This window comes from Microbacterium sp. FW305-3-2-15-F-LB2, from assembly GCF_058787255.1.
Map to the genome: position 1 here is coordinate 34770 of NZ_JBYSZO010000002.1, position 16792 is coordinate 51561.

23 protein-coding genes are annotated in these 16792 nt (G+C 68.3%); 4 read left to right on the forward strand and 19 right to left on the reverse strand.

The genetic code is table 11. The features are described from left to right. Positions 1 to 218 precede the first annotated feature (218 nt). The 7 genes from istB to AC3WLZ_RS17530 form a co-directional block, all read right to left on the reverse strand. A complete protein-coding gene (istB, locus tag AC3WLZ_RS17500; RefSeq protein ID WP_204946858.1) occupies positions 219 to 1010 on the reverse strand; it encodes an IS21-like element helper ATPase IstB in 792 nt (263 codons plus the stop codon). Continuing rightward, complete coding sequence (gene istA / locus AC3WLZ_RS17505; RefSeq protein ID WP_492468577.1) at positions 1010 to 2218, reverse strand: IS21 family transposase; 1209 nt, start codon at positions 2216 to 2218, stop codon at positions 1010 to 1012. The genes istB and istA overlap by 1 nt, the downstream gene beginning before the upstream one ends. A gap of 35 nt (positions 2219 to 2253) precedes the next feature. Then, the gene (locus tag AC3WLZ_RS17510) at positions 2254 to 2694 is read right to left on the reverse strand and encodes a hypothetical protein (protein ID WP_492471006.1); all 441 of its coding nucleotides are present in this window, start codon (positions 2692 to 2694) and stop codon (positions 2254 to 2256) included. Positions 2695 to 2729: 35 nt separating this feature from the next. After that, the gene (locus AC3WLZ_RS17515) at positions 2730 to 3131 is read right to left on the reverse strand and encodes a hypothetical protein (protein WP_005050751.1); all 402 of its coding nucleotides are present in this window, start codon (positions 3129 to 3131) and stop codon (positions 2730 to 2732) included. Further along, on the reverse strand, positions 3128 to 3952 hold the full coding sequence (locus tag AC3WLZ_RS17520; RefSeq protein ID WP_492471007.1) for a hypothetical protein: 825 nt from the start codon (positions 3950 to 3952) through the stop codon (positions 3128 to 3130). The genes AC3WLZ_RS17515 and AC3WLZ_RS17520 overlap by 4 nt, the downstream gene beginning before the upstream one ends. Further along, entirely contained in the window at positions 3952 to 5580 is a 1629-nt protein-coding gene (locus AC3WLZ_RS17525) for a hypothetical protein (RefSeq protein WP_005050756.1), read from the reverse strand. The genes AC3WLZ_RS17520 and AC3WLZ_RS17525 overlap by 1 nt, the downstream gene beginning before the upstream one ends. A 100-nt stretch (positions 5581 to 5680) precedes the next feature. After that, positions 5681 to 5917 (reverse strand): hypothetical protein, encoded by a 237-nt coding sequence (locus AC3WLZ_RS17530; protein WP_043340519.1) that lies wholly within the window; start codon positions 5915 to 5917, stop codon positions 5681 to 5683. Between the two features lie 93 nt (positions 5918 to 6010). Between AC3WLZ_RS17530 and AC3WLZ_RS17535 the strand changes: the two genes are divergently transcribed. After that, positions 6011 to 6544: a helix-turn-helix transcriptional regulator gene (locus AC3WLZ_RS17535; RefSeq protein WP_005050761.1), complete on the forward strand. Its 534-nt coding sequence runs from the start codon at positions 6011 to 6013 to the stop codon at positions 6542 to 6544. 5 nt (positions 6545 to 6549) lie between these two features. Here the strand turns inward: AC3WLZ_RS17535 and AC3WLZ_RS17540 are convergent, their stop codons facing one another. From AC3WLZ_RS17540 to AC3WLZ_RS17560, 5 genes are read right to left on the reverse strand one after another with little or no spacing between them, the layout of a single operon-like run. After that, positions 6550 to 7302, reverse strand: coding sequence for an HNH endonuclease family protein (locus AC3WLZ_RS17540; RefSeq protein WP_005050763.1), 753 nt, complete (start codon positions 7300 to 7302; stop codon positions 6550 to 6552). Then, entirely contained in the window at positions 7299 to 7775 is a 477-nt protein-coding gene (locus tag AC3WLZ_RS17545) for a hypothetical protein (protein WP_492471008.1), read from the reverse strand. The genes AC3WLZ_RS17540 and AC3WLZ_RS17545 overlap by 4 nt, the downstream gene beginning before the upstream one ends. Beyond that, positions 7775 to 8077: a hypothetical protein gene (locus AC3WLZ_RS17550; RefSeq protein WP_005050767.1), complete on the reverse strand. Its 303-nt coding sequence runs from the start codon at positions 8075 to 8077 to the stop codon at positions 7775 to 7777. Before AC3WLZ_RS17550 ends, AC3WLZ_RS17545 begins: the two co-directional genes overlap by 1 nt. Next, positions 8070 to 8321 carry a hypothetical protein gene (locus AC3WLZ_RS17555; RefSeq protein ID WP_005050769.1) on the reverse strand — a complete coding sequence of 84 codons (252 nt, stop codon included), beginning with the start codon at positions 8319 to 8321 and terminating at the stop codon, positions 8070 to 8072. The genes AC3WLZ_RS17550 and AC3WLZ_RS17555 overlap by 8 nt, the downstream gene beginning before the upstream one ends. Continuing rightward, positions 8321 to 9205 (reverse strand): hypothetical protein, encoded by an 885-nt coding sequence (locus AC3WLZ_RS17560; protein WP_005050771.1) that lies wholly within the window; start codon positions 9203 to 9205, stop codon positions 8321 to 8323. The genes AC3WLZ_RS17555 and AC3WLZ_RS17560 overlap by 1 nt, the downstream gene beginning before the upstream one ends. 152 nt (positions 9206 to 9357) lie before the next feature. Between AC3WLZ_RS17560 and AC3WLZ_RS17565 the strand changes: the two genes are divergently transcribed. Then, complete coding sequence (locus AC3WLZ_RS17565) at positions 9358 to 10017, forward strand: type IV toxin-antitoxin system AbiEi family antitoxin domain-containing protein (RefSeq protein WP_005050774.1); 660 nt, start codon at positions 9358 to 9360, stop codon at positions 10015 to 10017. After that, positions 10010 to 11068 carry a nucleotidyl transferase AbiEii/AbiGii toxin family protein gene (locus tag AC3WLZ_RS17570; protein ID WP_005050776.1) on the forward strand — a complete coding sequence of 353 codons (1059 nt, stop codon included), beginning with the start codon at positions 10010 to 10012 and terminating at the stop codon, positions 11066 to 11068. Before AC3WLZ_RS17565 ends, AC3WLZ_RS17570 begins: the two co-directional genes overlap by 8 nt. A 5-nt stretch (positions 11069 to 11073) precedes the next feature. On the opposite strand, the gene AC3WLZ_RS17575 is transcribed toward AC3WLZ_RS17570, so the two are convergent. Beyond that, on the reverse strand, positions 11074 to 11292 hold the full coding sequence (locus AC3WLZ_RS17575; protein WP_082157160.1) for an Lsr2 family DNA-binding protein: 219 nt from the start codon (positions 11290 to 11292) through the stop codon (positions 11074 to 11076). Here AC3WLZ_RS17575 and AC3WLZ_RS17580 point away from each other — a divergent pair. Continuing rightward, the gene (locus AC3WLZ_RS17580; RefSeq protein ID WP_082157159.1) at positions 11220 to 11663 is read left to right on the forward strand and encodes an SDR family NAD(P)-dependent oxidoreductase; all 444 of its coding nucleotides are present in this window, start codon (positions 11220 to 11222) and stop codon (positions 11661 to 11663) included. The genes AC3WLZ_RS17575 and AC3WLZ_RS17580 overlap by 73 nt on opposite strands. Positions 11664 to 11748: 85 nt before the next feature. On the opposite strand, the gene AC3WLZ_RS17585 is transcribed toward AC3WLZ_RS17580, so the two are convergent. The 6 genes from AC3WLZ_RS17585 to AC3WLZ_RS17610 all read right to left on the reverse strand — a co-directional run bounded on the left by AC3WLZ_RS17585 (position 11749) and on the right by AC3WLZ_RS17610 (position 16720). Continuing rightward, positions 11749 to 12141 (reverse strand): SDR family oxidoreductase, encoded by a 393-nt coding sequence (locus tag AC3WLZ_RS17585; RefSeq protein ID WP_005050794.1) that lies wholly within the window; start codon positions 12139 to 12141, stop codon positions 11749 to 11751. A 51-nt stretch (positions 12142 to 12192) separates the two neighbouring features. Further along, the gene (locus AC3WLZ_RS17590) at positions 12193 to 12858 is read right to left on the reverse strand and encodes an N-carbamoylsarcosine amidohydrolase (protein WP_005050795.1); all 666 of its coding nucleotides are present in this window, start codon (positions 12856 to 12858) and stop codon (positions 12193 to 12195) included. Then, complete coding sequence (locus tag AC3WLZ_RS17595; protein ID WP_005050797.1) at positions 12855 to 13160, reverse strand: polysaccharide deacetylase family protein; 306 nt, start codon at positions 13158 to 13160, stop codon at positions 12855 to 12857. The genes AC3WLZ_RS17590 and AC3WLZ_RS17595 overlap by 4 nt, the downstream gene beginning before the upstream one ends. Positions 13161 to 13420: 260 nt before the next feature. Then, positions 13421 to 14817 (reverse strand): IS3 family transposase gene (locus AC3WLZ_RS17600; RefSeq protein WP_370428832.1). Its coding sequence is split into 2 segments (ribosomal slippage): positions 13421 to 14481 and positions 14481 to 14817, totalling 1398 coding nucleotides; the frame shifts between segments, so codons are not numbered across the junction. Positions 14818 to 15143: 326 nt separating this feature from the next. Continuing rightward, positions 15144 to 15239 carry a hypothetical protein gene (locus AC3WLZ_RS17605; protein WP_370651862.1) on the reverse strand — a complete coding sequence of 32 codons (96 nt, stop codon included), beginning with the start codon at positions 15237 to 15239 and terminating at the stop codon, positions 15144 to 15146. 84 nt (positions 15240 to 15323) lie between these two features. Then, a protein-coding gene (locus AC3WLZ_RS17610; protein WP_370428832.1) for an IS3 family transposase occupies positions 15324 to 16720 on the reverse strand; the annotation gives its coding sequence in 2 pieces (ribosomal slippage) (positions 15324 to 16384 and positions 16384 to 16720; 1398 coding nt in all). Between the last annotated feature and the right edge of the window lie 72 nt (positions 16721 to 16792).

A 16792-nucleotide genomic window follows, 5' to 3' on the forward strand; every position in this document is an offset into this window, starting at 1 on the left:
ATCGTCCGACAAGTTCTGTCAGCGGTCCAAGCGGGACGGTGGCGGTCAGGTTGATCATCGCCGCACAGCATAGAACGCGTTCTCGAACTCGATGGGCGGGACGACACACCGACAGCGGTGGGGTGCCTACCCTTCTCAGGCGGAGTCACGGAGCGATGTCGGCGGCGCGTGAATCCTGGTCACTTTCGGCGCTCGAAAAGTGAACGGTTGCGGGCAGTCTAGCTAGGTGTTTCGTCGGTGGTGGTGCGGATGCTGGGGAGGCTGTCGATGCCTCTGCCGCGGAGTCGGTAGCTGGCGCCTTTGAGGGTGAGGACGTCGGCGTGGTGAACGATGCGGTCGATCATCGCGGCGGCGACGGCCTGGTCGCCGAAGACGCCACCCCAGCTGGAGAACGGCAGGTTCGAGGTCAGGATCAGCGACGCGTGTTCGTAGCGTGACGAGACCAGCTGGAAGAAGAGGTTGGCGGCGTCTTGTTCGAACGGGAGGTAGCCGACTTCGTCGACGATGATCAGTCCGTAACGGCGAAGCCGGGTGAGCTCTCGTGGCAGGTTGCCTTGCCGGTGGGCGTCGGTGAGGCGGGTGACCCAGTCCGTCGCAGTCGCGAACAGCACCCGGTGCCCGTGGCGGGCAGCGACGATCCCGAGCGCGGTCGCGAGGTGCGTCTTCCCCGTCCCGGGAGGGCCGAGCAGGACCACGTTCTGCGCTTCGAGGAGGAACCCTCCTGAAGCGAGCGCGGCGATCTGCTGCCGAGTGGCCGGTTGCGCGTCCCAGTCGAAGTCCTCGAGCGTCTTCCGGCTCGGCAAGCCAGCGGCTTTGATCCGCAGCTCCGCGCCGGAGGCGTTGCGAGCGCTCACTTCGCGTTCGAGGACGGCGGCGAGGTAGTCCTCGAACGACCAACCGGCGTCGCGTGCTTGGTCCGCCATCCGGGCTGCGGCCTCCGTGATCCGGGGTGCCTTGAGTGCGCCGGCGAGATAGGTGATCTGCTTTGCGACGTCGGTCTTGCCGGCCATCAGTTGCTCCCCTCGACGAGCCCGAACGCGCGGTCGTAGTCCGCGAGATCCCGAGTCAGATCGTCGCCGACTGGAACAAGTCGCGGCTGCTGGAACTCGCGTCGTAGGACGGCCGCAGCTTCTCGATGCGCGGGGTCGGTGATCACCATTCCTCGCGCCCAGACACGGGTGTGGTCGGCGATGATCCGTCCATCGAGGCGGACGCGGACCCGGTCCAGGTCCGCGGTGACGTCGACGATCCTGCCGATCGCGCGCGGGTCGACGGAGTAGTCGTTCGTGTCGATGCGGACGTAGTAGTCGCGGCCGAGCCGGATCCGGTTCCGCCAGCCCAGATGCAATGGGATCGGCGGCAACGGCAACATCGCCGCCAGATCCGCAGGCAGCAGCGAGATCGGAGAGGCGGCCAGGGTGCGCACCCTCCGCTGGTTGGCGACTCCGAGCCAGTCGGTGAACTGCTCGTTGAAGTCCGCGGGCGAGGCGAATGACCGGCCCGGCATGAACGATGTCTCGAACCAACCGTTGCGGCGTTCCACGATCCCTTTCGATTCCGGATCCCGCGGCGGCAGCAGCACGAGCTTGGCCGCGAGGGTTCCCATGAACGCGTCGACTCCGTCCGCGTGACGGCGTCCTCGCCCGATGCCGGGCTCGTTGTCCCAGATCAGCCGACGCGGAACCCGGCCGAGCTGCTCGATCAGCTGCCAGGTCCCGAGCAGCAGATCCTCGGTCTTCCGAGTCGGGATCATCACTGCCGTCGTGAACCGGCAATGCGCCGGGGTGATCACCAGCACCGGCAAAAGCTTCGCTGTCCCGTCCTCGAGCGGGATCTTCTTCGGCGGGAACCACAAATCGCACTGCGCCGCGTCCCCCGCCGCCCACGTGATCCGATCCGCGGGATCGAGACGCTGCTGCTCGGGCCGCAACCGCTTCACGTTGTCACGGAACCACCGGATCGAGCCCGTCCACCCGACCCGCTCCGCGAGCACCGTCGCCGGCATCGTCGGCGTCTCCAGCAGCAACGCACGCACCCGCGACTCGAACGGTGTGAACGACGTCGGCGCCGCTGTCCGCTCATAGTGAGGCGGCGATTCCGAGTTCACCGCCTTGATGACCGTGGTCCTCGAGATCCCCAACCGCTCGGCAATATGCGCCTTCGGCACGCCCTCGCCGGCCAGCCTCCGGATCAACGCCCAGTCCTCCAAAGTGATCACTCTCCAATCGTTGAGTGTTCACTTTTCAAGCGCCGCTACTGTCCAGTTTTCGAGCGCCGTCGACAGAGCGAGGTGACAAGCTCCGCGGGGAGGGCAAAGACCTTCTCGAGCAACGGGAGAAGGTCCCGGACTGCCTCGAGGTGCTGCTCTTCGGTCAGATCGTCGATCGCCGGAGGCTCGTCGCCAGTCCAGCCGATCGCTTCCGCCACGATCGTCAGGGACCAGGAGTCCCACCTGAGCCGCCCCTCGGATCGCAGCTGCTCCCGGAACTGACCGAGCACGCCCACGGGCTGAAACGCATTGCGATCGCGCGCGAGCTCGTCGCGAACGTACAACATCGCCGTTTCGAAACCGAGCAGGAACGTGTGCACTCGCTCGAACGTGACGGGCTGCCCGATATACATTCCGGATCGCTTCACGAATGCCTCGGCGATCGAGTAGACCGGCAACTCGGCCGGCCCGTTAGTTTCACTCATCTCGACTTCCCTGCCAGCAGCTCAGGAGACGGTCATTACCCGCGGCGCCGTTTGCGGCCCCAGTAGGCGCGAAGCGCAACGGTGACGATCTCGTCCTTGGTGAGGCGGTCGCCGCGGCTGGCTGCATCCTGCTTGGCCCAGTCCATCAGTTCAAGCGCGTCGTCGGGGAGACGGATCGAGACGGGCTTCTTCTGGACGTAGACGACGTTGTAGGGCCCCCGCTTCTTCTTCGCCGGCGGTGGCGTCTCCGCCTCGGCCGACTCAGGAGGCGTCGCGCTCGCCGCTGCCGGCTTCTGGCTTGCGCGAGGTGCGCGTGCGGGTGCTTCGGACGTCGCTGCCTGGTCGACGTCGCTGGTGACTTCCTCAGCGGGGGGCGCGGCCTTGCGTGCGCGGGGCTTCGCTGCAGCTGTGGGCTTCTTCGGGGCGGCCATGGTCACTGACCACCTCCTCGGTTTCCACGGCGGCGAGCGCGGCGCTCCTCGATGCGCCGCTTCTCTTCCATGCTGATGAGCTCCGCCGGCGACAGCGAGCGGGGGCGGCGAGTGCGGCCGCGCTCGGCCTGCCTCTGGTACTCGGTCGTCTTGGCCGTGCTGACGACGTTGAGGGTGACGCCGGTGATGGTGTCGCGGCTGGTGTCGAGGTTCACGTATCGGTTCTTCGACTCTTCGCGGAACCAGCCGAGGGCGTCGCCGCCGTTCTCGTGGATGCGCTTGAGCATCGTCGAGGCGTTGTACGAGTTGACCTCCATCACGCGGCCGTTGGAGAAGGTCAGGTGGGCGGTGATCTGCTTCTGCTTGTCGTGGGACTGGCCCTTGGCGGCGTTGCGGACCTGCTTGATCAGTTCGGCGTTCGCCTGCTCGCGGCCCTTCGCGGTGCGGCCCTTGGGGATGCGCATCTCGATGTGCCGGTCGCCCCCGGTGGCGTATGCCACGTCGACGCGCAGCCGACCACCCTGGCGACCCTCAACGTAGGTGCCGCTGAGGTCTTCGGGGATGACGGGCTTGGCGCCGGCCTTGCCTCGCACGGGGGCGATCGAGCCGTCCTTGCGCCGGCGCCGCGGCGGGACGTGGGTGAGGCGTCCGGTGTCAGCGAGCTCCTGGAGCGCCTGGCGGTAGAGGGCGCCGCTGGTTTCGCCGTTGAGGATCTTGCGGACCATTCGAGGCGAGCGGTGCAGCTCCTCGGCGATCTCGGCCGTGCTGATGCCCTTGCGCCGCAGATCGCGGATGAGGTCTTGGGCGGTGCGCTGCTGGTCAGCCATCAGCCCTTCTCCTCTGCCTGCTCGAGCGCCTTGGCGATGCCGGCCCGCTCGGCACGTGCTTTCAGCGCGTCACGCTGCCGCAGCGTCTCCGGCGTGATGAAGGATCCGTTGAGGTAGCCCTGCAGGCGCAGGCGCCCGGTCTTGCCGTCGTCGCCGCCGCCGATGAACCGGTCCGGCAGGGACCACGCCGGCAGCTTGGTCGTGTAGATCGCATCACCCTGGATGCCGATGAGCGTCGAGGGGTCGACCGTGAGAGCACCGGAGGTGTAGCCGCCGAGGGAGCTGGGGCCGTGGAGGACGCGAGCGCGTGCGCGACCCCAGACCTGGGCGGCGAGCTCCGGGTGGTAGAAGCTTCGGGTGCGGTCGTTCGGGCGCGACGGGATGCGATAGATCCAGAGGTTGCCCTGTCGCAGCATCTTGGCCCTGTACTCGGGCGGGACGTCATCGGGCGACGCGGCGACGCGGGTCTCGTCGCGGCCCGCGGCGGCGAATGCACCGATCGAGTGCAGCATGATGTTCCGCAGCGCGGCGAGCACAGCGCGGCGCAGGTCCGGGTGCATCTCGTCCTGCAGCTGGACTCGCTCGCGGGCGCGCGTCATGCGCTCGGTGAAGGTGTCTAGAGGCTTGGCCTTGCGGAACACCACGGCCTCGTGAGGGCGGATCTCCCACCCGTGCTTGAGGGCGACGTGGATCTCGCTGCCGTCGGCCCAGGTGTCGTGCACCGCTCCGGGCCGGTTCGGATAGAACCAGCCTTCGCGAACGTCCAGGTGCTTCACACCGAGCAGGCCAACGTGGTTCCAGCCCTGAGGGACGCGGAACCGCACGTGGAAGCGGGCGCGCGCGTAGGGGTCTTGCTCGAGCAGCTCGTACGCGGCGGCCTGGTTCAGCCGGATCGCGGGGCCGATACCGAGCTCGCGCCCGACGCCGGCGAACATGAACCGGCCGTCGACGTAGGCGAACTCGCTGATCTTCTTCGTCTTGGCCGGGTCGATCAGCGGGACGCAGTCCTCGTGCTTGGCGAACGACTCCCCCGCGACCAGGTGGTCGTAGTGGTGCAGGCCCGAGGTGAAGTGGATCTCCTGGGCGATGTCGTCTTCGACCGGCACGGGGTTGATGTTCTTCGGCAGCGACAGCGCCCACAGGTTCGTTCCGGTGGCGGCAGGGCTGTTGAACAGGCGCGCGTTCTCGTCGGCGTGGCGAATGATCGACGCGGTGACGTTCCAGGCCAGACGAGCCTGGGCAGGGGTCAGCGGCCCGTCGCCGAACCACTCCTCCGCGGTGCGGACTTCGATCTTGAAGCCGGTGACCGCGTGCTCGAACCGACCGGTGGGCGGGCCGTTGTTGACCCAGTGGGCTCCGGGCTTCCAGTTCGGGGTCTGGACGTACAGCCAGTGCCGCACGCCAGGCGCAGGCTCGGGGCGCTTCCCGGTCAGCATGATGCGGTTAGCGCCGTACGAGGCAGCCGTGTCGAGCAGGTCCGTCAGGTTGGGGTTCTTGCGGCGCTCGCCGATGACGGGGCGAACGGGCGTGCCGGCGTCGGTGACGCCTTGCCCGGTGGTCTGGTCGACCCAGATCGTGGGCACGTCCTTCGGCGTCCACGGCTTGGGTCGGTAGTTCAGCTCGTCCATCTCACCCCCTCATTCGTCAGGTTATATTAGTCAAGAGTGCTTGAAAATTGCAATCAGATTTCGCAGTCGACGGGCGCTCCATGAAGGTCTGGCGGGGTCGCTAGGACGCGAGGCGGCCGCCGTAAGAGCGCCCGCGTCCGTGGTAGGACTTCTGCGCCTTCCGCAGCCCTTCCTCGGTCATCCCCAGCAGGAGGGCGATCTCTCGCTGGGTCAGCTCGGCCGCGCGCGCCTCGTCGACGACTTTGCCGCGGCGTTCGCGCAGCTCGTCCGCTTGCGCGAGCTGCTGGCCGATGCGACGGAGCTCCTCACGGATGGCGTCCGCGTCCTTGTTAGCCATGCGCCCCAGCATCCCCAACCAAGTTGGGTCTGGTTGCCGCGGCGCGCCGTAACCGCGAAAGTGGTTATATTCATCCAGCTGAGAGGAGCGCTGATGACCGGACGGCACCTCACCACGGCGGACGTCGCCGAGAAGCTCGGCGTGTCCGTCGTCGCGGTCTACAAGATGCGCTCCATCAGCAACAAGCTGCGCAGAGCCGGCCAGGAGGGTCCTCTGCTCCCCGAGCCGGTTGCCATAGAAGGCAACTCCCCGCTCTACGACGAGGCCGCGATCGACGCATTCGCGCAGGAGCGCGCGCGCAGGGCGCCCTCGCAGCGCGGCCGCCGGCCGCGACTGATGCCGGGACTGGCGCGCGATGCGGCTTTCGCGGAGCGGTTGCGGGCGGCGATCGCGGACGGGGCGGGGGCGCCCGAGGTTCCCACGCAGGCGGCTCTGATCGACCTGCTCGGCTTGAACGTCGTCACGTTCGGTGAGCGGATGCGAGGGCGCACCCGCTGGACCGACGCCGAGCTCGAGGTGATCAGGCGCACCCTCGGTGTCGACACGACGGATGCGAACGAGGTCGTAGACCGCGCTCGCGCGGCCAAGCGTCAGGCGCGCGCGGCGAGATCCCACGCGGGTTCGTAGCGGCTTCACGACATGCTCCCGCTCTCGTCGCTGGCTTGCTGGGCAGCGCAGGTTGAGAGCGTGTCCACGAGCGCACCGCGGTCGGCTTCGTCGACCGCGAGGTGCCAGGTGTCGACGATCTCCGTGTAGCGGGCGACGTAGGTGCACACGTAGTCGGCGTTCGATGGCAGCCACAGGGCTGGCCCGTGGTCGTTCTTGGCCGCATTCGTGTTGCCATCGACGGCGACGATGTTGTCGAACGAGTTGGCGAACTGAATGCGCTGCTGCTCGGTCCACGCCCACGCGCCCCCGGCGTGCGCCGCCGAAAGGCTGACGATGTGGTCGATCTGGACGCCGGAGCTTCCCGGGGCTCCAGGGGCGGCGATCCGGTCGTGCTCGAACTCAATGCGTGTGCCCGTGTACGGATCGGGGTCGAGCACGCCGGAGAGCACCGTGCAACCGTCACGGACGACGTCCTGCAGCTGGACGGCGAGGAGATCGTCTCGCTGATCGCAGCCGTTTCCCTCGATGTCGATCCAGCGCTCGCCGAACGTGGCGCGGCGATACTCGGGAATCTCCTCGGTGGGATCGATCAGCGGCAGCTCCTGCGCGACTGCGGCGAGCGCGGTGTAGTCGTAGGTCGGGTCCGGGGCGGGTGCCTGCGGGCGCGTCCATGTGTCGATCCAGGAGGTGATGCCCAGCTGGTGGGCGCCGAAGCCGAGCGCGAGAGCTGCGACCGCGGCGAGGGCTGTGCTGGCGCGGCGGGTGCGTCGGTTCATCTGCGCTCCTTTGCCTGTGCGGTGTCGGCTTGGTCGAGCAGCAGTATGGTTCGGGCGATCTGGGTGCGTGCCTCGTCGATGACCTCGAGGGTTTCGTCGTCGGCGTCGAGCTCTGAGAGTGCGTGGCTCTGGCGGCGGAGCTGGTCGCCGAGGTGGAACATGCCGGCACTGAGGAGGACCTCGGCGAGCGCGGCCGCGCGGGCGCCTTGGTGGTCGGCGCTGACGGCGAGGTCGTCGATGATCTCGATGAGGGTTGCGCGGGATCCCATCGTTGGGTCTTCTCCTGGAGTGAGCTCGCGGAGCGCTTCACGGTTGAGCAGCGTCTGGAAGAGCCTGTGCCTCCGTTGGGTGAGGGGGCGGCCGTCGCGGCGGGTGCAGTTGAGCGCGAACTCGCGGAAGCTCCATCGGACGGTGACGGGTGTGCCGGTCTGGATGGTCATGGCTTCCTGGAGGCGCACGGCGATGTCGGTCATCAGTGCTCCTCGGTTCGGCCCAGGTGGGGGATCTGCTTGAGGTGGGCGCCGCGGCCGTTGCCGAGCTGGGGGGAGATCGCGCAGCTGGGCAGGTGCAGTCTCGCGTTCGGCCCGTGGCCTGCTGCCGCGTGGGGTGTGGGCTGCCGCGTTGGCCGGGTGTGCCGGGCGCCTCGCTGAGTCAGCGGGAGGGGGTTGAAGCGCAGCGACAGGGCCCAGCGATGGCCGCCGAGCGCGCGGACGACCCGCAGCCACTCTCCCTCTTTGGTGGAGTCGATGGTGAAGGTGTTCGGCTGGTCAGACATCTGCGGCTTCTTTCGGTGCGAAGGGGCTGTTCTTGGCGTCGCGGAGCATCTGCCGGGTGATCGGCTCGGTCTCCTCGAGCGAGGCGAGCGAGAAGTAGTGGCGGCGGGCGCGGGCCGCTTCGGTGCAGGTGAGCAGCTGGCGGTTGCCGTGGTTCGGGCATCCTCCCTTGCTGCGGCATCCGGCCAGGTAGCCGGCGGTGGTGCCGTGCAGGGCGGCTTCGAGGATGTCGAGCGTCTTGCTCATCAGGCGGCCTGCCGGAGTCCGAGGTCGTCACGGTCGCGGTCGATGGTGCGGACGTCGACGCCGAGCAGGTCGCTGAGCTGGGTGAGGCTGAGTCCGCGTTCGGTCCCGCGTCGGGTGGCTTCGAGGCGCTCGTCTCGGGTGAGGCGGACGTTCTGGCCGGCGAGAGCGAGCTCGATCGCGATCTCGTCGAGCAGGGGTTCCTGCCCGGCTGTGGGCGGTGCCGGGTCGGTGTCGATGTCGTCCCAGGCCAGCGGCGGCAGCCAGCCGTGCCGGCGTGCGACCGTGAGTGCGTAGGAGCGGCCGACCCGCTGCGCTCGGGTGTGGGTGGGGGGCTGCTGGTCCCAGAGCTCGTCGTAGAGCGCGGCGATGTCGTCGTGGACACGGATGTCCACGTAGGCGCCTTCGAGTGCCTTGTTGACCTTCCAGCGCGGGTAGCCGAGTCGGCGTGCGATCTCGTGGTGGTTCCATCCGATCGCGGCCAGAGCCTGGAGGCGCCGGCGGGTGCCGCGGCCGTTGACTCGGCCCTGCGCGGCGAGAGTGCTGCTGTCGGGGGTGACTGCGAGGAGTTTGCGGGCGGTGGCGCCGGTGACGAACCGTGCCGTCTCGCTGTTGAGCAGGCGACGGACCGTGGCGCCGCCGACGCCGGCGCTGATGGCGATCCGTTCGGGGATCATCCCGGTGTCGACCAGTGCCTGCAGGTGCTGCCGGATCGGCTCGATGGGTTGGTGCGCGTCCTGGTATCGCCCGTAGGCCAGGAGACGGTAGCGGTCGCGGCGGCGGCGCGCGTTGCCGTCCATGCAGGCGCGGCACCCGCAGAGGTGGACGACGTAGCAGGTGGAGGTCAGCCCGTGCTTGTGGTCCGGCGGGCAGGTGTGGGTCCGCATCTTCTCCTCCTCACAGATGGTTATATTCCCGAATATAACCCGTTCCCGAGGGTTTGGAACCCCCTCACTGCTAAGGGGTGGCCCCAGAGGCTCGAAGTCGACAATCTGAACGAGCTACAACGTTTGTTGCGGTTTCTCGCTACACTGTGCGCATGGCAGGATCAACTTTCGCTCGTCTGGGCGAGCTCGCGTCACAGCGTTGGGGCCTGGTGACCACCGCCCAGGCGCTCGAGGCTGGCGTGGCGCGCCCGACCCTGACGCGCCTCGCCAACAGCGGCGCGCTCATCCGCGTCGCGCGCGGCGTCTACCGCCTCGCCGGCGCGCCAGAGCACGAGCAGGAGGCGATCCTCGCGACCTGGCTCGCCCTCGGCGGCGCCGACCGTCCCCGCACAGACACCGGCGTCCCGCCCGTCGTCGCCGCAGGCCAGACGGCCGCGCAGCTGCATGGCATCGGCGACTGGTTCCCCGGGCCACTCGAGTTCGTCGTTCCCACCCGCCGCGGTACCCGCCTGGACGGGGTGCGGCTCCGCACCCGCGAGCTCGCGCCCACCGAGGTGGTCTCCGTCGACGGGATGCCGACCATGAGCGTCGAGCGCACGATCGCCGACCTGATCGAGCAGTGGGTCGACCGCTCCCTCGTCGCCGATGCGCTCGCCGACGCCGCGGACGCGGGAAAGCTGCTCTCCCCCGCCCGCCTGACCGAGTATCTGGAGCCGCTGGCCAAGCCCAACAAGTACCCCTCGGGTGCCGCGCTCGCGGCTGATCTGCTCGCTCTTGCGGGCGTCGACGCGGTGGTGCCGGCCGATGCCTGAGCCCGACGGCTACAAAGACTGGACGGGGCTTGCGCAGGCGATCAAGGCGGCCGCGACGAAGGCAGCCGGTGACGGCGCGAGCGCGCTGGATGTGAATGCGCAGATCGTGCAGGCACAGCACGATCGTTTCCTCAGCCGGGTCTTTGCGGAGGGGGAAGAGTCCGAGTGGCTGCTCAAGGGCGGCACGGCGATGCTCGCCCGGGTGCCGAAGTCACGGTCGACGAAAGACCTGGATCTGGCCTCGACCGGCGCCGCCGATCTGGATGCCGCGCAGCAGGCGCTCGAGCAGGCAGCCGCGCGTGATCTCGGCGACCATGTGCGGTTCCAGCTCACCCGTGCCCGTGCGACCGGGCGAGGAGAGAACCAGCCGGGTGTCGCGACCCGGCGCCTGGTGTTCACATGTCTGGACGCGAACACCGGCCGGAGGATCTCCGACATCCCCATCGACGTGGTCGTCGGCCCTCCCCCGGTCGGCCGCGTCGAGACGATCGAGCCGTCGACGCGGCTGCAGCTGGGGCGGCCGGTCCCGTCGCACCCCTACCGGCTGTTCCCGATCTCCGATCAGGTCGCGGAGAAGGTCACTGCGACGATGAGCACCTACAACGGCCGCCCCAGCAGCCGCGCGAAAGACCTGGTGGACATCGTCACCATTGCACGCACGCAGCGCGTCGACCTGCGCGAGCTGCAGATGGCCATCGACGCGAAGCGTGCACTGTCAAAGCTCGACTCGTTCACTACGTTCACGGTCCCGGACGGTTGGGACGGTCCCTACCGGGTGCTCGCGGCCGGCACGCCCTCAGCCGGCGGGATCACCGATCTGGGTGAGGCCGTGGCTCTCGCGCGTCAGCTGATCGATCCCGCGCTCGCCGACGCGCCCGTGCAACCGGGGACGGTCTGGGTCCCTGGCTCAGGCTGGACACAGAACCCTCCGCCGCCGGAGCCGGGCGGCAGCGGATCCCCTTCGGGGGAGGTCCACGTGCGCGCGCACGTGCGCTCCGGTTATCCCGTCACGGAGCACTGGCGCGCAGCGCGCGGCTCAGCCCAGGAGTGACCGCGTCAGTGCGCCGCGTCGTACGCCTCGAGGATGGACGCGGGAACCCTGCCGCGATCGCTGACCTGGTGTCCGTTCTGACTGGCCCATTCACGCACCGTGTTGAGATCGGCCCGTCCGCCCCGCGACGTCCTCGCCGGACGCCGGGTGGCTGCGCCGATGCGGCGCGCGCTCTTGGCCCAGGCCTCGAACTCGAGATCGATCTCGAGTTGCTTTCCGTCGATCGCGAAGGTCGCGGGATCGAGCCGCTCGCCAGGTCGCGCACACCACCGCGAAGGGCGGCGTCATCGCGATGACGAAGTCGCTCGCTGCGGAGGGCGCCCGCTACGGCGTCCGCGCGAACTCGATCTCGCCTGGCTTCGTCAGCACCCCGGCGACGGACAAGGCGGTGGATGCGGAGGGCAAGGCCTGGCAGGTCGGCAACGCGCTCATTCAACGCCCCGGCACGGGCGAGGACATCGCGTACATGCCGCTCTACCTGGCCTCCGACGAGTCCTCTTGGGTGACCGGACAGAACTACAGCGTCGACGGCGGCGCGACCGCCGGGTGGCGGAACGACAGCGAGACGGACCGACTGGCCGCGAAGAACGGCTGACACGCGGGTCGCGGCGCGACCGGTGACGGACGTGAGGCACGGTGTCAGCTGACACCGTGCCTCCCGTCCGTCGTGGCCACCTCGTCTAAATCGCGAGGTACCCGCCGTCGACGGCGAACTGCGCGCCGGTCGCGAAGGCGGCCGCGTCGGAACCGAGCCACGCGACCATCTCGGCGATGTCGTGCGGCGTGCCGAGTCGGCCGATCGGGTGCTTCGTCAGCAGCGCGTCCTTGAAGCCGGGGTAGGTCTCCTCCAGCGCGTCTATCATTGGCGTCTGGATCACCCCGGGCAGCACTGCGTTCACGCGGATGCCTTTGTCGGAGTACTCCACCGCGGCGGCTCGGGTGAGGCCGATGACGCCGTGCTTCGACGTGACGTAGGCGGACTGGTGGGCGATGGCGACCTGCCCGAGGGACGAGGCGGTGTTGATGATGGATCCGCCGCCCTGCGCCAGCATCTGCGGGATCTCGGCCTGCACGCCGGTTCAATATTCCGCACAGAGGAAGTTGGCCCCACGGCGTTACTGCAGTCAATCGTTCTGTTGCGCAAGCCCCCGCAGGTAAGCACGTGCGTCGTCGAGGCTGACGACATCGCCGTACTTCGCGTCGATGTCAAAGAGGCTGGCCAGGTGCGGAAGGGCTGCCCGGTCGCCGACTGCCTCTTCGACGACGATGGTGTGGAAGCCGTAGGAGCAGGCGTCAACCGCCGAGGCGCGCACGCACCCACTGGTGGTGCAGCCGACGATGATGATGGTGTCGACACCCCGTGAGATCAAGCGTGCGGCGAGATCAGTTCCGAAGAAGCAGGATGCGTACTTCTTCACCAGGGTCATCTCGTGGGGCAGCTGGCCCAGCCTGCTGTCGACCTCCACCCATTCGCTGCCCTCCACCAACAGGTGGTTGGACGGGATCTTCTTGATCCAGAGCCCCGCCTCCTGCAATTCGGTGTCGTACGCGACCGTCGAGAAGAAGATGGGGATCTCGAGTTCACGGGCGGGGACGAGTAAGGCATTGGTGGCGGCCAGCTGTGACTCCAGTTCGCCTGACAGGGGCGAACGGCTGTCCGTGAATCCGGTGATCAAGTCGACGATCAGCAGCGCCGGCTTCTCGCCGTAGCCGATCCGGCCGCCCAATCCCTTGGCCTTGAACTCGTCGCGCAGCCGTGCGTACTCATCGATCAGCTCCGTATTCGTCACGAATCGGCTCTCCTGTTCCCCGTCGACTGATAGTGCGCCGCGATGGCATCGCTCGTCGTCACCCAGACACCATCGTGAGACGTGATGTGCTCGAGGGCCCGATCAAGGTAGCGGTGGCGGAACGGCTGGCCGACGATGAACGGGTGCAACGGCAGCGACATGACGCGACCCGAGTGCTCGGAGTCTGAATAGAGCTGATCGAACTGGTCGATCACCGCTTCCAGGAACTGCGGGCCGGTATAGCTCTTACTCACGAACATCGTCACATCGTTGAGTTCTATCGTGTAGGGAACGCTGAACATCCCGTCGACGTTCAGCGGATACGGCTGATCGTCGTTCGTCCAGTCCAGGACGTAGTCATACCCCAGCTCCCGAAGGATCCGGCTGCAGCATCGCGGTACCGCCGAAGATGCTCGTGGAGGGCTTGTCGATCTGATAGTGCTCGATGTTCAGCCCGACATAGAACGCCACTCGGGCCCCATTCGGCCACGAAATCGTCGGTCGCTCCGTGATCGGGCTGTAATCGAAGCGGAAAGTGTCAAGGCGGGTGAGACAGATTCCGTCAGGCGGTCTGTATGAGGGCCTCCTGTGAGGGCTGGTTGATCCAGGCGGCCTCGGGCAGCTTGGGCGCCTGGGGTCGGCGGTGGCCGAAGCGCTCGGGACGGGCGGCGTAGGCCGCGTCCAGGGTGGCCTGGCGCTGGGCGCGGACCTGCCCGGCGGTGCCGAAGTGGACGCTGGCGGGGGTGTGCAGCCCGATCCCGCAGTGGCGGTGCTCGTGGTTGTAGTAGGCGAAGAACTGCTCGGCGAACGCGCCGGCGTCGGCCAGGGACCCGAAGCGCTCGGGGAAGACCGGGGCGTACTTCAGCGTCTTGAACGCCGCCTCGCTGTAAGGGTTGTCGTTCGACACGTGCGGGCGGGAGTGCGACCTGGCCACCCCGAGGTCGACGAGCAGCTGAGCGACCGGTTTGGAGGTCATCGAGGTCCCGCGGTCGGCGTGGATCGCCTCCGGCACGCCATGGATGCCCATGGCGTGCTCGAGCAGGTTCTTGGCGATCTCGGCGTCCTCGCGGGCCGCGATGGTCCAGCCCACGACGAACCTGGAGAAGATGTCGAGCACGACGTACAGGTCGTAGTACACGCCCCGCTCCGGCCCCTTGAGCTTTGTGATGTCCCAACTCCACACCTGCCCCGGCGCCGTCGCGACGAGCTCGGGCCGGGTCCGGGGCGGGTGGCTCGCCTGCCGGCGCCGTTCCCCGGCCATGTCGTGCTCGCGCAGGATCCGGTGCATCGTGGACATCGAGCACAGGTAGGTGCCCTCGTCCAGCAGCGTGGCCCAGACCTGGGCGACCGACTTGTCCGCGAACCGCTGGCTGGTCAACACGGCCAGCACGTGGGCCCGCTCGGCGGCGGACAGCTTGTTCGCCGGTGCCGGCCGCGGTGTCCGTGGACGTGGCGGTGGCGGGTTCTTGGCCCGGTAGTGACTGGCGCGGGAGCGACCCAGCAGCGCGCACGCAGCCGCGGTGCCGACGTGCTCGGCCAGCCCGTCGACGGCCGGGTTGATCACCGCGGCGACCGCGGCGGCTTGTCCGCGCTCTCGGAGAGCGTCTCCAAGAGCGCGTGTGCTTTTCCCATCAGGTCCAGCGCCGCCCTGGTCTTGGCCAGCTCGGCCTCGGCCTTCTCCGCCCGGGCCCGTAGCGCCTGCAGCTCCCGCTCGCGCCGGTCCCGCGGCTTGCTGCCCAGCCCGGACAGCGAGCCGGCGGCCGCGGCCTTGCGCCACTCGATGATGTGGGAGGTGTACAGGCCCTCCCGGCGCAGGATCTCCCCACGCCCAGAGCGGTCCGCGGCGTCGTACTCGGCCAGGATCGCCGCTTTGAACTCGGCGGTGAACGTCCGCCTCTTGGGCCGGTCAGCACGAGGAGCCATAGCCCCATCATCGGTGCCGACGTCAGCAACCGTCATCGTCATCTCAGTATTGGTCCGTTCTCGCCCCGTGCAGTGCGAAGGTCAGCAGTGCTGGTGTCTCACCCCATCCTGACGCACAGGGAATCCCAATCGCGCGAAGTCTCGCCTTCGAAATGACAGAAGCGCTCCTGTGCTCGCGCGTCGGTTACTTCGCACCTTCTAGGTGTGACGTTATCAATTAGGGTGATGACGACCGGTGACGGGTACCGGTACCTGCTGAACTCTGTCGTGTCCGGTGACGGCGACCGCGACGCCTCGTCTGTGTTGACGCGGTATTACGCGGAGGCCGGGACTCCTGGCTCGATGTAGCGCCGAGGGGGTCGCTACTGGTCGGTTCCGACGTTGTGTTCAACCCAGTCGCGCAGATGCTTCAACGGGGCGGCTGCGCTGTGTCCGAGGTCAGTAAGTTCGTACTCCACGCGAGCGGGAACCTCGGGGTAGACGGTGCGAGTGAGCAGGCCGTGGTCTTCCGGAAAGTGTCAAGGCGGGTGAGACAGATTCCGTCAGGCGGTCTGTATGAGGGCCTCCTGTGAGGGCTGGTTGATCCAGGCGGCCTCGGGCAGCTTGGGCGCCTGGGGTCGGCGGTGGCCGAAGCGCTCGGGACGGGCGGCGTAGGCCGCGTCCAGGGTGGCCTGGCGCTGGGCGCGGACCTGCCCGGCGGTGCCGAAGTGGACGCTGGCGGGGGTGTGCAGCCCGATCCCGCAGTGGCGGTGCTCGTGGTTGTAGTAGGCGAAGAACTGCTCGGCGAACGCGCCGGCGTCGGCCAGGGACCCGAAGCGCTCGGGGAAGACCGGGGCGTACTTCAGCGTCTTGAACGCCGCCTCGCTGTAAGGGTTGTCGTTCGACACGTGCGGGCGGGAGTGCGACCTGGCCACCCCGAGGTCGACGAGCAGCTGAGCGACCGGTTTGGAGGTCATCGAGGTCCCGCGGTCGGCGTGGATCGCCTCCGGCACGCCATGGATGCCCATGGCGTGCTCGAGCAGGTTCTTGGCGATCTCGGCGTCCTCGCGGGCCGCGATGGTCCAGCCCACGACGAACCTGGAGAAGATGTCGAGCACGACGTACAGGTCGTAGTACACGCCCCGCTCCGGCCCCTTGAGCTTTGTGATGTCCCAACTCCACACCTGCCCCGGCGCCGTCGCGACGAGCTCGGGCCGGGTCCGGGGCGGGTGGCTCGCCTGCCGGCGCCGTTCCCCGGCCATGTCGTGCTCGCGCAGGATCCGGTGCATCGTGGACATCGAGCACAGGTAGGTGCCCTCGTCCAGCAGCGTGGCCCAGACCTGGGCGACCGACTTGTCCGCGAACCGCTGGCTGGTCAACACGGCCAGCACGTGGGCCCGCTCGGCGGCGGACAGCTTGTTCGCCGGTGCCGGCCGCGGTGTCCGTGGACGTGGCGGTGGCGGGTTCTTGGCCCGGTAGTGACTGGCGCGGGAGCGACCCAGCAGCGCGCACGCAGCCGCGGTGCCGACGTGCTCGGCCAGCCCGTCGACGGCCGGGTTGATCACCGCGGCGACCGCGGCGGCTTGTCCGCGCTCTCGGAGAGCGTCTCCAAGAGCGCGTGTGCTTTTCCCATCAGGTCCAGCGCCGCCCTGGTCTTGGCCAGCTCGGCCTCGGCCTTCTCCGCCCGGGCCCGTAGCGCCTGCAGCTCCCGCTCGCGCCGGTCCCGCGGCTTGCTGCCCAGCCCGGACAGCGAGCCGGCGGCCGCGGCCTTGCGCCACTCGATGATGTGGGAGGTGTACAGGCCCTCCCGGCGCAGGATCTCCCCACGCCCAGAGCGGTCCGCGGCGTCGTACTCGGCCAGGATCGCCGCTTTGAACTCGGCGGTGAACGTCCGCCTCTTGGGCCGGTCAGCACGAGGAGCCATAGCCCCATCATCGGTGCCGACGTCAGCAACCGTCATCGTCATCTCAGTATTGGTCCGTTCTCGCCCCGTGCAGTGCGAAGGTCAGCAGTGCTGGTGTCTCACCCCATC

Bases quoted from the DNA above. Each gene is read 5' to 3' on its own strand.
- AC3WLZ_RS17595 (WP_005050797.1), bottom strand. From the start codon at position 13,160: ATGTTCAGCGTTCCCTACACGATAGAACTCAACGATGTGACGATGTTC.
- istB (WP_204946858.1), bottom strand. From the start codon at position 1,010: ATGGCCGGCAAGACCGACGTCGCAAAGCAGATCACCTATCTCGCCGGC.
- AC3WLZ_RS17535 (WP_005050761.1), top strand. From the start codon at position 6,011: ATGACCGGACGGCACCTCACCACGGCGGACGTCGCCGAGAAGCTCGGC.
- AC3WLZ_RS17550 (WP_005050767.1), bottom strand. From the start codon at position 8,077: ATGTCTGACCAGCCGAACACCTTCACCATCGACTCCACCAAAGAGGGA.
- AC3WLZ_RS17555 (WP_005050769.1), bottom strand. From the start codon at position 8,321: ATGAGCAAGACGCTCGACATCCTCGAAGCCGCCCTGCACGGCACCACC.
- AC3WLZ_RS17530 (WP_043340519.1), bottom strand. From the start codon at position 5,917: ATGGCTAACAAGGACGCGGACGCCATCCGTGAGGAGCTCCGTCGCATC.
- AC3WLZ_RS17520 (WP_492471007.1), bottom strand. From the start codon at position 3,952: ATGGCTGACCAGCAGCGCACCGCCCAAGACCTCATCCGCGATCTGCGG.
- AC3WLZ_RS17540 (WP_005050763.1), bottom strand. From the start codon at position 7,302: ATGAACCGACGCACCCGCCGCGCCAGCACAGCCCTCGCCGCGGTCGCA.
- AC3WLZ_RS17570 (WP_005050776.1), top strand. From the start codon at position 10,010: ATGCCTGAGCCCGACGGCTACAAAGACTGGACGGGGCTTGCGCAGGCG.
- AC3WLZ_RS17560 (WP_005050771.1), bottom strand. From the start codon at position 9,205: ATGCGGACCCACACCTGCCCGCCGGACCACAAGCACGGGCTGACCTCC.
- AC3WLZ_RS17510 (WP_492471006.1), bottom strand. From the start codon at position 2,694: ATGAGTGAAACTAACGGGCCGGCCGAGTTGCCGGTCTACTCGATCGCC.
- AC3WLZ_RS17565 (WP_005050774.1), top strand. From the start codon at position 9,358: ATGGCAGGATCAACTTTCGCTCGTCTGGGCGAGCTCGCGTCACAGCGT.
- AC3WLZ_RS17545 (WP_492471008.1), bottom strand. From the start codon at position 7,775: ATGACCGACATCGCCGTGCGCCTCCAGGAAGCCATGACCATCCAGACC.
- AC3WLZ_RS17525 (WP_005050756.1), bottom strand. From the start codon at position 5,580: ATGGACGAGCTGAACTACCGACCCAAGCCGTGGACGCCGAAGGACGTG.